The organism is Acinetobacter sp. AOR12_HL, from assembly GCF_027855275.1.
Classification (GTDB): Bacteria; Pseudomonadota; Gammaproteobacteria; order Pseudomonadales; family Moraxellaceae; genus Acinetobacter; species Acinetobacter baumannii.
The window spans coordinates 21,997-33,517 of sequence record NZ_JAKTIJ010000027.1; the positions used below are offsets into that span (position 1 = coordinate 21,997).

Here is an 11,521-nt window from a genome sequence, read left to right on the forward strand (position 1 = left end):
ATGTAATATGGCTATAAAAATATTAGTTCTAACAATAAAACTAACAGAATATTCTTTTGAGTCTAATTATATGACTCACAGAAAAAATTAGTAAGCCATGATGAGTGCAATAGTAAGTTATTGAGTTTATTTCGGTAAAAATTATTTGATTATAAAAATAAGAATATTTAAAAAAATCAAATAATTATTTATTTTTTATAGAGATGTAATAAAAGATAAGCTGAAGAGACCTAGTATTCCAAATATGACCACAAGAGTAGAGAGAGCCTGAATATACTTTTTTAAAAGAATAGGTAGGACAATTAAACAAGCAAGATAGGTAAGTGAGGAAACAATTATAAATATCCATATCCAAGCATAACCACTTCCTCCTTCAAAATTGGATATGTTAAATGTCAGAAGTTGTAGGCTAAGCCTTTTTGCTGCGCAAAGTGGGCTAAAAGTAGTAGCTGCGCAAGGCAAGGTAGAAATACAAGCTCAGGCAGATGCGCTGGATGTGTTGAGCAAACTCGGAATTACTATTTCATCAACCGATGACAAAGTCATCATTAGTAGCCCGAAAGAAGTCAAAATTACGGGTGGCTCGTCTCAAATCACTCTAAACGGTTCAGGAATCTTTCCGAAAACTGGTGGGAAATTTCAGGTCAATGCAGGACAGCATTTGTTTATGGGAGGAGCGAGTGTTCAGCCTAGCTTACCGTCATTACCTGTTTTTGAACCCAAGCCACAGGATTTATTTTTAGAATATTTTCATGCTGATGGCACGCCTGCAAAAGGTTCTAAATATACGTTAACACTCTCTGATGGCTCTAGAAGAACTGGATTTTTAGATGAAAAAGGGCAAGCTTTTATTCGAGATGTTCCCGTTGGAAAAGCACAAGTTCTTTATGAAACTGTATTTAATGAAAATGACAAATCAGGTGCAGTTGATGAAAGTTGGTTTTCTAATTTTATTCAAACCAAAGGTGTTAAGTAATGGTTGAACAAAATAAAACACCTGAGACAGGAAATGAACAGTTTTGGCAAGGTTTAAGTAGTAAATCAGGATATATACAACAAGAGTTTATCCAATCTTCAGAGTTTCTAAGCCTAGCATTAGGTGAGTCCGAATATGGTGTAGCGAAACATGCGCCTTTAGAAAAAAAAGATCAAACCCAAAGAGAATGAAATCTATGCCTTTGAACCACCAGCAGTATTAGGTGGGCCACAAGTTATTGAGAATATAAAAAAAGTAGATTTATTCCAATACATTCCTTTTGTAGCTCAACTAGATAAGTTTCAAGTGATGTTGGATATTGCCAAAGAGGTTGATCGTTTGGGTATCAAACCGAAAAGTTAATCTTGCCTAACAAAATATATGCTATGTGAGTAATTAGAAAAGGGAGTTAGGCTCATTTTTCTATATATAAATTCTTCAAATAAAATTTGATAGCAACCTTACATAATTCGACTATGTCATAAAAAAGTATAGTCCATATTTTGATATATTGCGGAAGCTTTACTGAGGGTTAGATGGTGATGAATAAGAAAATGGCCTTAAAATTTTTATTTAATTATTAAAAAGGAGAAATTCTAATGAAAATTAAACTGATTGCTATTTTCTCAATATTATTAATACTTACAGGTTGTGGTAAGAAATATAAGATCATACCTGATAGTTTTCCAATAGCTCACGTTAATCAAGAATACAAACAAACTATCGAAATATCAGGAGGAAAAGTTGTCGATCATTATGCTAAATTAGAAACAAATATTCCTAAAGAATTAGGAATAAAAGTTCAACCTGCTAATGATCTAGATGGTTATAATGTTATTGAGGTCAAGGGCACTCCAAAGTATAAAGGTACATTTACAATTCATATTTGGGTGGGGTTTTATGCTGGAGGCGATAATAAAATCGATAAAACCTATGCTTTTACAGTTAAGTAAAAAGAGACCTTAATTTTTAATAAGTGAAATAAAATTTCTATCTATTTAATAGGAAGAAGATAGCCTAATGATGGGAAAATCTAATCACTATATTTACTCTATTATTTTTTTAATATTATTGGTACTTACAAGCTGCGGTAAGAAATACACGATTACTCCTGATAGTTTGCCAATAGCTCATGTTAATCAAAATTATCAACAAATTATTAATATTTCAGGTGGGAAAACAGTAGATAAATATGTGGATTTTAAAAATAATATTCCTGATGATTTAGGGATATCTGTTAGTCCAGATGAAAGTAGTGGTTATAATCAAATTACAATCAAAGGTATTCCAAAATACACAGGTGTATTTACTATTTATATTTCGACGGGATTTTATGCTGGTGGTGATGCTGAGATAAATAAAACCTATACTCTCAAAGTTGAGGAATAAATATTTTAAATTTTAAGAATTTGTAAAATTAAACTTTTTCTTCTTTCTAAATAAAAAATAATCTATTAATTATAGACTATTTTTTATTTACACTTTTTATAAATGAAAATTTAACAATAAATTTTAATATTTGAAAGCTTGCTTAGTCGCGGTAGTTAATTACGAAAAAAGTATTTTTTGCTTCAATTGTTAAAAAGGAGAAATTCTAATGAAAATTAAACTTATTCCTATTTTCTCAATATTATTGGTACTTACAGGTTGTGGTAAGAAATATTCGGTACAAATCAACTGAAGCCAAAGCTAAAGCGATAGAAGAATGGGCGGATGATGGCAGTTTCCATACCAAACTAAAATGGTATTCCCGCTTACGTCAAGTGGCGGTTTATGACGCTTATGATGTGCCAACTTACTATTACTTCGATCTTGATGGGTTTACTTATCGAACTTGTTTAGCGGATGGGCGTGAGTCATGGTATAGCCGTGATGGGAAAAAGCGCATTACTCGGCAAATCGATTTTGATGGGCGAGAGACTCAACAAGAATACAATGATCAAGGTCAACTTGTTAAAATTGTTCAGCCAAACGGTGGGATAATTCGTTTTGCATATAATAAAAATAATATGCCAATCAAAATTAAAGATGCTGAAGGTAGTATTTGGAAACGTGAATATGATACTCAAGGTAATGTTAGCAAAGAGATCAATCCTTTAGGTCAGATTACACAGTACAAATATAACAATGATAGTCAACTGATTGAAGTCATTGATGCCAAAGGTGGTGTTAAGAAAATTCAGTATAATGAATTGGGGCAGATGATTTCATATAGTGATTGCTCTGAAAAAAGTAGTTACTGAGAATATGATAGAAATGGAAAACTACTTTCTCAAAATAATGCCGATATGCAGAAAATACAATTTATCTATAGTAGTAAAAATAACGACCAGTTAGAAACATTTATTTATCCAGATGGGTTAAAAGAATACTTTGAACATGATGAAGAAGGACGCTTACTTAAACATACCGATACCAAAGGTTTAGTAACGGAATATAAGTACAATCAAGTTGGCTTATTAGAGCAGCGTATTGATGCCAATCGACATAACATAGCTTATCAATGGGACAAACAAGGTCGCATTCAAAAGCTAATTAACCAAAATCAAGCAGAGTACATGTTTGAATATAACCCATATGGATATCTGGTACGTGAACATGCCTTTGATGGAGAGGAAAAGCACTATAGTTACAATGAAAATGGTCGATTATTTCAAATCCGTTAGCTAAATATACTGACCCAATTTGACTACTATGCAGATGGGCAAATTGCTTCGAAAAGCTTTACCCATTTACACACAGGACAGAAACAAACAGAACAATTTTACTATAACCTGAATCGCCAACTGAGCCGAGTCAGTAATGAGGTTAGCCAAATTGATTTCTATTACAATGCACTTGGACAGTTGGTTAGAGAGCACCAACATTATAAAATTCCAGAACTGAAGCCGCTTACAGCAGTATTACGTTATGAATATGATGAGCTTGGAAATTTAATTAAAACAATTCGACCTGATGGACATACACTGAATCATCTTGTTTATGGTTCAGGGCATATTTATGCAATTGGTTTAAATAACCAAGAGGTTGTTTCATTTCAGTGTGATGATTTGCATAGAGAAACAACACGATTACTAGCAAATGGGCTCATGCAAACCAAACAATATAATGATGTGGGGTTATTGAGTTCACAGTTCATTCAACCTGAGCAAGAAACTCAAGACTATTTACAATATCAAGCACATAGAAAATATCACTACGATAAAAACTATTTGCTTAGTCAAGTTGAAGATAGCCGTTTGGGTAAACTCAATTATCAATATGACCCAATTGGGCGTTTAATTGCAGCTCAAAGTTTACATAAAACAGAAAGCTTTAATTTTGACCCAGCAGGTAACTTAATTGATTCTGACTCGGTATTAAGTCCTGCACAAATTAAAAATAACCTTATTAAAAGTTATAAAGGTAAACACTACCAATATGACGTTCAAGGTAATGTGACAGAGATTATTCAAGCGGGCAAAAACCTTAAACTGACTTGGGATAATCAAAATAGACTTATTCGAAGTGATAATAATGGTCTAGTTACAGAATATGGTTACGATGTCTTTGGTCGTCGACTCTACAAAAAAACAGCCAAAGAATTAACCTTATTTGGTTGGGATGGAGATTTAATGATATGGGAGTCTTTTAAATCTGCACAGACCAATTATACAAAGCACTATATTTATGAACCTGATAGCTTTGTTCTACTATTACAAGCAGGTTATAAGGATTTTATTCAACTGATAGAAACTCCTGATTATCAGGAATATCAAACAAAACCATATTCTATTTATAAAGACCCAGTATGGAATAGTAATACTCGTTAAAAGCGCGCTGATTTAGAGCAAATCACATTTTACCATTGTGATCAGGTCGGAACACCCCAAAACATGACCAATACCCGTGGTGAATGTGTGTGGAAAATTCTCCAAGATACATGGGGCGCGGCATTAGAAATTAAAGCAGTAAATCAAGATAATCCATTTGAACAAAATAATTTACGCTTTCAAGGGCAATATTACGGCTGTGAAACAGAGCTGCACTATAACCGTTATCGTTATTATGAACCCTACAGTGCAAGATACATAACAAAAGACCCAATCGATTTATATGCAGGTTTAAACCATCATGCTTATGTTTTGAACCCTACCTTATGGGTGGATGCACTTGGTCTATATCCGACTTATGGAGGACAACTCATAGGCTTAAGTCCGAAAGCTGCATCCAATTTAGAGTATGAAGCTTATCGCAATTATGACTGTTGGTTAAAAACAGGTGAAACATGTAAGCTCAAAGCCGCTCCTTTATTTGACTATGTTTATTGTTCAGGTGGTGTGGGCCCTTTTGCGTATGCAGAGATCACGAACTTACATAATGGTAAAGTCTTTTCAAGTAGGGACTGCTTCAACGCCAGATACAAAAGGAGCGAAAGCAATTGGTCGTAACGCGATTTCGATAATTGATGGTAGTCAAAAATTAGGTGCTTCTGATCTTTCCAAGTTAAAAGGTAAATTTTCTGCAAGTTGTATGGCGGGTTATATTTTTAATAAACCAAATAAAGAGGCACAAGCAGACAGTACCGATATATTTTTGAAAGGATTAGCAGGTAGTGCTAGTGGTGGAATCTGGGGCGTGCGAGCGGGTGTTGTACTTCCACTGGATACAGGTTCAAGCGCTGTTAGTGATAAGATAAAAGCATATTTTACTTCAGATACAATGAAAGGCTTAGAGGTTGGTATTGGTACACCTGATGCAGATTTTAATTTTGGATATGGTGCTGAAGCGCAAGGCAGAACCATTACGGGAGCGATTAAGGTCTAAATATGAAATTAAGTAAATTGAGTTTAGCAGCTTTTATGCTTTTTACATTCACTGGTTGTAGTGGAGGCGGTGGAATTTATCCACAGCCTTCAGATAAGTATCCATTTGAAGTAAAAATGAAAGCATTGTTAGGCGATAATATTGAAATTGTTAACTCAATACGTAAAGCAGAAGTTCAAATTTCTTCTTTTGATTTATCCAAAAAAACTAATCAGATAGACAAAGTAATTAGTCAATTAAAAAAGGATGGCTGGGTACTAAAAGGACATGGTCAAGGCGTAGATACTTACTGTTTAGGCTTACATAATAAAATAAATATTGTTGTTCCTATATCAAATAATGTTTATGACTATAAAGGAAGAGAATTAAATATAATGGACTATAGCATGAATGGTGTCTCTTACATGTATGATAAATGGGGAATAAATATGTGTGAATAAATTCTTAATGAAAAAAATATTTTCAGTGTTAGTTCTACTTTTTTATATTGCAAGTTGGTTGTTATAAACGAATTCATAAAGACGATGATGACAAATACATGTTCTTAATTAAAATGAAACAAGTAGTAGGTAATGATGTAAAAATTGTTAATTCGTTAAACCGTGCGGAGGCTCAATTAGCTTACTTGGAATTGCCATTAAAGTTAGATAAGACCTCTAAAATTATTGAAAAAAGATGGTTGGACTTATAAAGAAGCTGGAATAGGTTCTGAAACCTATTGTCTAGGCTTAAATAATGGTAACAATATTGTTAGCCCTGCTTCTAAAACTGTATCTACGTTTAAGGACGGCGATTTATATATGACTGATTATGATAAAGATATAGTCTCTTATAGTTATAATAAATGGGGTTTGAATATATGTAAATAATTTATATGGAAAAATTATTAAAATTAATATTTTATTTCCTTTTTTAATACAAATGGGTTGTTCTAATAGAGTATATGACCAACCTTCTAATAAATATCCATTTGAACTGAAGAGGAAAGAACTATTTGGCGATAATCTTGAAATGATGAATTCATTGTATAAAGCAGAAGTTCAAATTTTTTCTTTTGATTTACCCAAAAAACTAATTAAATAGACAAAGTAATTAGTCTGTTAAAAAAAGATGGATGGGTATTGAAAGGAAAAGGGCAGGGCGTTGATACATATTGTTTAGGTCTAAATAATAAAATTAATATAGTGAACCCAACCTTTTTGGATATTCAAGATTATAAAGGTAGGGAGTTGAAAATAACTAATTATGATGTTAATACGGTTTTGTACCGATACTATAAGTGGGGAGATGATTTATGTGAATAAATGCTAAATGAAATATTTACTATTAATACGTAAAAGTAATACTATAAAAGACAGGTAGATTCTGAGTTAATTATAGGCATATACTATCTGAATGGTACTACTAGATTTTGTAAATTTTAGATGCTGTGAAACCTAGTAAGAAATAATAGATTAGAGAGATTAAGTAATGCAAACATGGAATAAAGCCTTTTTTAAATTTATGACTATTATTTTAATGGGTACTTGCTGTATTGCATGCGATCTTAGAAAAAAAATGAAGTAACAGTTGTTGAAAATAAGAATATAATAATTAAAAAATTTGAAAGTGATGCTGAATATATTTTTGGTAATCAAATTTTAGGTAAAAAAATATTTTCTTCCTATAATACAGAACGATTAATATTTCAAGTGAAAGATCTAGAGCAAAATAGTGATAATTTTATAGATAAAATAGATGGTAGGTTGAATAAGAGGGGTTGGAACTATAAAGAAAAATACAAAGAAGCTTACATTTATTGTGATAGAGATATGAATCAACTTGAGTTAGTTCCTCCTATAAAGATAGGTACAGTTATGCAATCAGGAGAAGGACAGTCATTGAATCAGTTAGTAGATTATTGGAATATAGGTTTTATCCATTCTAGACATAAACGTTATGTATGTAATATGAATAGTTGATTGGGATAAATTATTATGATTGTGAGAAAATTCATATTTACTTTATTAATTTTCGGTCTCTATTGTTACCTAATAGCATGCAGTACTAGCGCAACTAGCTTACAAGAGCTTTCTAAGGAGTTGTTCAGTGAATATCCATATGAAGTTGATACTGATAGAAATAAAAGCTCTACTCAATTAATTGTGATAAAAATAAATAAAGAAAATTTTTCGATTAATGATTATGATAAAATTAAAAACAAACTATTAAGCAAGAAGTGGGATTTTGTTGATTCATACGATAATTATTATAATTTTTGTAAAACTAATAATTATTCTATAGATATATTAAATCCTATTCATGATAGACATTATGCGAGAGAAGGTGATGAAGTAAATTTTAAGAACAAAGATTATTGGTATTTCGCAATATACTATAATAAATTTGGAGTTAATAATTGTATGGAATATTATGGTAAGTAAATTTGATTATTTAAATAAAATTTCTTAAATTTGTGGTATTTGTTTTAATTTGATAATCTGGTTTTAAGTTTTAATTAGATTTGTTGAAATTATTATTGAATCTAAATTTAATAGTTGGTACGTAAAATATAAGAAGGAGTTATGATTAAAATTAATTGTTTGATATTGATTACAGGTCTTAGTCTTTTATTATCAGGATGCAACAAAGATGTTGAAATAAAACCTCAATTTAAAAGTTCGAATGAAGCTACCCCATATGATTATAGCAGTGTTCCTGCAGAACAATTTAAACGGAAATTAAGTTTTTTTAAAGAACAATTGGATAAAATCTTTACCGATCAAAAAATTATTTTGAGAGATGAGGGTATTGCTTTTGCTCATACTCAAAGCTTTCTTGTTGTTCAAATTCCTGTAGAGAGATTAAATGAGGAAACCTATCAAAGAAACATAGTTCCTAGAATCAAAGATAATGGCTGGATTCTTGAGAAGAGTGTAAAGAATGCTGATGTTTTTTGTAATGGTAAGAAATATCAGTTAGAGATAGATTATTCGGCCTAAAGATTACTCTAAAGAAATTATTAATGAAGAAGATAGGTTAACTTTTACTCCAATTGAAAAGGAATAGGATATTAGTATGTATTATCAAGAACAAGGAATATTATTCTGCAGAGATAAATTACTAGTAAGTACTATAAAATAAAATATAGGGCCTAGATTATTTTTTAGACTATATAATTTATGAGATTTTAGACTAATATTTTTTGAATATATATAAATGGAATGAATCTGAAAATTGAATAAAAACTGCATTGTAGGTCAATTTACTTTGTTAAGCAGAGAAACGTTGTTTGAGGAAAATAATTACCAATACAGCTCAAAGTATTTAGTATTTTTAATTATCAAAGTATAAATAAATTAGCTGTTTGTAGATAAGAATTGAGTGATTTATCAACTTCGTGAAATTTAAAAATAATTTTATTGATTTAATTTTAGTAAATCATATAAAATATATTGATTACTAAAATGGGAGTTTAGTTGTTTTTTATTTAAAATTTTAAAATAAATATTGATCTAGTTGTTGAGTTTAGATCAGTATTTGGTAAGAACTAATTATGAAAATAAAAGAGTATTATATATATTGATATTTTTTTATTTAAGTGGAGGAGAAATATGGGTACACGTATGACAGGAATGGTTTTCCCATTTAATGGTTCTAAAGAAGATATACAAGGAATTATTTATAAATGGATGCAACATGAGGCTATCTTACTAGATCGATATAAAGAAATACATGTAAATTTTTTGGACAATAATTTTATCTTTATTGCTAATGCTGATATTTTTGAGTCCGCATATAATAATCCTGAGCTGTGGCAAGAATTATTACTTGAGTCATTAATCCAGAATTGGGTTGTTTTCTTTGAATGTATTGATAGTTGGGATCAATACAGTTATTTAATTTACAAAAATAATATTGAAATTCGTAGGGTTATACAGATTCAAGAAAGTGATTTGTATCAGGAGGGAGAACCATTATTTTTTGAGAAAGAATGGTTGGATTTTACTACATATTATGAGAAAGAGAATTATAAAAACGGTCAAATAGAAATTGAGAAAATAGTCGATCCGATTTTTTTAGAGGAAACTGATGATTATAATAAATATTATTATGTGCGTTCAAAAAATCAACATGTATATCATCACTATTTAGCTAGATTAATGTTGTCTGAATTATTTATCAATTATCTCGGAATTAATATTATCGATGACAAATATATAATTAAAGATGAAATAATAATAAATTATGATGAAATCCCTATGTTTGAAAAAGTACTAAAATTTGCTAAAAATGGTGATATAGATTCTCAAAATAAAATTGGAAAAATGTATCAACAAGGTTATGGTATTGAAAAAAATTATGCTTTAGCATTCTATTGGTATCAGCAAGCAGCAAATCAACAAGATTCATTTGGGCAGCTGAATGTTGGAATGTCTTATCTTAATGGTTTAGGCGTGAAACAAGATATAGATACAGCATTATTATGGTTAAATAGATCTATAGCACAAGATAATCCAGATGCTCTTATTACACTTGCTGAGATGTATGAAAATGGAAAGTTTTTAGAAAAAAGTATTGAACAAGCTATTTCTTTTTATAAAAAAGCAGTAAAACAAGGAAGTGGTGTTGCAGCATATAGACTAGGTTTAATATATGAATATGGCAAAGATGCTGTCGTAGATATAAAAATGGCAAAGCGGTGGTATTATCAAGCGGTAAATAATTTCAATGAAGATGCTAAAAAACGTTTAGATGAATTAAATAATATGGAGAGTAGTTAAAATTTTGAGTATTTATGATATTTAAATATAAATGGTTTTGTTTACTTTTATATTATTTTACTAAATGAAATTATTGATAAGATTGCTAAAATTACAATATGGAAATTTTAATAACTTGATAAAAAAATTATTATTGTAGGGTAATCTAATTTTTAATAAGGTCATGAGTTTTTGATGTTTTATGAGTTAATGTACGTTAGTTTAAAAATAATAGTAAAGAATTTTTTAGGCTGAGTTTGAAAATATTTATCTTAATTTTATTGATTTTAACTACTTGATTTGGTTAATTGTTTAATGGTTTTTTAATTCTTGATTTATGGAAAGTAGTAATATGGTGGTGAATATTTTTAATTGTTAGTTTAAATACATATGAAATGTATATTAATTTATTTAAGTTTTGATATATAATTAAATGGTGAGAGATTAGTTGTAGGTTAAATAAATATGAAGTCAAGTAAGTTGAGTTTGGTTGTTTTTATACTTTTTATATTTACTGGGTGTGGTGAAATTTATTCTCAACCTTCTGATAAATATCCATTTGAAGTGAAAATGAAAGCTTTATTAGGGGATAACCTTGAAATTGTGAACTCAATACGTAAAGCAGAAGTTCAAATTTCTTCTTTTAGGTTTGAAAAAGATCCTAATAAATTGAAAAAATTAATCAACCAATTAGAAGAAGATGGCTGGGTGTTAAAAGGCAAAGGACAAGGAGTTGATACTTATTGTTTAGGGAGAAATAATAGAATTAATGTTGTGAGCCCTACTATGATAGGTGTTTTTGATTACCAAGGTGGGAAACTCAATATAACAGATTATAATTCTGACGCTATATCTTATAGCTATAACAAATGGGGAGATGATATGTGTGAGCAATCTGAGGAGTAAGTTTTTGAAATTTATAGTCTTATTTATTTAATTCGGTTTGAGGAGTTTAAATTTAAGATAAATATCTATTTATAAATGGTATAGGAAGATT

9 protein-coding genes and 4 pseudogenes are annotated in these 11,521 nt (G+C 30.1%); all 13 read left to right on the top strand.

Annotated elements, in window-relative coordinates:
- Positions 1 to 406: 406 nt before the first annotated feature.
- Positions 407 to 716, top strand: a pseudogene (locus MKL36_RS13675) (DUF2345 domain-containing protein); the annotation flags it as partial.
- Between the two features lie 259 nt (positions 717 to 975).
- Entirely contained in the window at positions 976 to 1,167 is a 192-nt protein-coding gene (locus MKL36_RS13680) for a hypothetical protein (protein ID WP_021510622.1), read from the top strand.
- Between the two features lies 1 nt (position 1,168).
- A complete protein-coding gene (locus MKL36_RS13685; protein WP_249409279.1) occupies positions 1,169 to 1,339 on the top strand; it encodes a T6SS immunity protein Tdi1 domain-containing protein in 171 nt (56 codons plus the stop codon).
- A gap of 236 nt (positions 1,340 to 1,575) precedes the next feature.
- Positions 1,576 to 1,929, top strand: a complete 354-nt coding sequence (locus MKL36_RS13690) for a hypothetical protein (protein ID WP_021510621.1) — start codon at positions 1,576 to 1,578, stop codon at positions 1,927 to 1,929.
- A gap of 67 nt (positions 1,930 to 1,996) precedes the next feature.
- Positions 1,997 to 2,365, top strand: a complete 369-nt coding sequence (locus tag MKL36_RS13695; protein ID WP_021510620.1) for a hypothetical protein — start codon at positions 1,997 to 1,999, stop codon at positions 2,363 to 2,365.
- 812 nt (positions 2,366 to 3,177) lie between these two features.
- Positions 3,178 to 5,782, top strand: a pseudogene (locus MKL36_RS13700) (RHS repeat-associated core domain-containing protein).
- A 2-nt stretch (positions 5,783 to 5,784) separates the two neighbouring features.
- Entirely contained in the window at positions 5,785 to 6,222 is a 438-nt protein-coding gene (locus tag MKL36_RS13710; protein WP_021510614.1) for a hypothetical protein, read from the top strand.
- 425 nt (positions 6,223 to 6,647) lie between these two features.
- Positions 6,648 to 7,086: pseudogene (locus MKL36_RS19055) on the top strand (hypothetical protein).
- Between the two features lie 166 nt (positions 7,087 to 7,252).
- Positions 7,253 to 7,743, top strand: a pseudogene (locus MKL36_RS19060) (hypothetical protein).
- Between the two features lie 15 nt (positions 7,744 to 7,758).
- Positions 7,759 to 8,205 (top strand): hypothetical protein, encoded by a 447-nt coding sequence (locus MKL36_RS13720; RefSeq protein ID WP_005111712.1) that lies wholly within the window; start codon positions 7,759 to 7,761, stop codon positions 8,203 to 8,205.
- 141 nt (positions 8,206 to 8,346) lie between these two features.
- Positions 8,347 to 8,763 (top strand): hypothetical protein, encoded by a 417-nt coding sequence (locus MKL36_RS13725; RefSeq protein ID WP_021510612.1) that lies wholly within the window; start codon positions 8,347 to 8,349, stop codon positions 8,761 to 8,763.
- Positions 8,764 to 9,375: 612 nt separating this feature from the next.
- Positions 9,376 to 10,545 (top strand): tetratricopeptide repeat protein, encoded by a 1,170-nt coding sequence (locus MKL36_RS13730; protein WP_021510611.1) that lies wholly within the window; start codon positions 9,376 to 9,378, stop codon positions 10,543 to 10,545.
- A 444-nt stretch (positions 10,546 to 10,989) separates the two neighbouring features.
- On the top strand, positions 10,990 to 11,430 hold the full coding sequence (locus MKL36_RS13735; protein WP_000842611.1) for a hypothetical protein: 441 nt from the start codon (positions 10,990 to 10,992) through the stop codon (positions 11,428 to 11,430).
- The last annotated feature ends 91 nt before the right edge of the window (positions 11,431 to 11,521 follow it).

Coding starts and splice junctions, on each gene's coding strand:
- MKL36_RS13680 (WP_021510622.1), top strand. CDS start 976: ATGGTTGAACAAAATAAAACACCTGAGACAGGAAATGAACAGTTTTGG.
- MKL36_RS13690 (WP_021510621.1), top strand. CDS start 1,576: ATGAAAATTAAACTGATTGCTATTTTCTCAATATTATTAATACTTACA.
- MKL36_RS13695 (WP_021510620.1), top strand. CDS start 1,997: ATGATGGGAAAATCTAATCACTATATTTACTCTATTATTTTTTTAATA.
- MKL36_RS13710 (WP_021510614.1), top strand. CDS start 5,785: ATGAAATTAAGTAAATTGAGTTTAGCAGCTTTTATGCTTTTTACATTC.
- MKL36_RS13720 (WP_005111712.1), top strand. CDS start 7,759: ATGATTGTGAGAAAATTCATATTTACTTTATTAATTTTCGGTCTCTAT.
- MKL36_RS13725 (WP_021510612.1), top strand. CDS start 8,347: ATGATTAAAATTAATTGTTTGATATTGATTACAGGTCTTAGTCTTTTA.
- MKL36_RS13730 (WP_021510611.1), top strand. CDS start 9,376: ATGGGTACACGTATGACAGGAATGGTTTTCCCATTTAATGGTTCTAAA.
- MKL36_RS13735 (WP_000842611.1), top strand. CDS start 10,990: ATGAAGTCAAGTAAGTTGAGTTTGGTTGTTTTTATACTTTTTATATTT.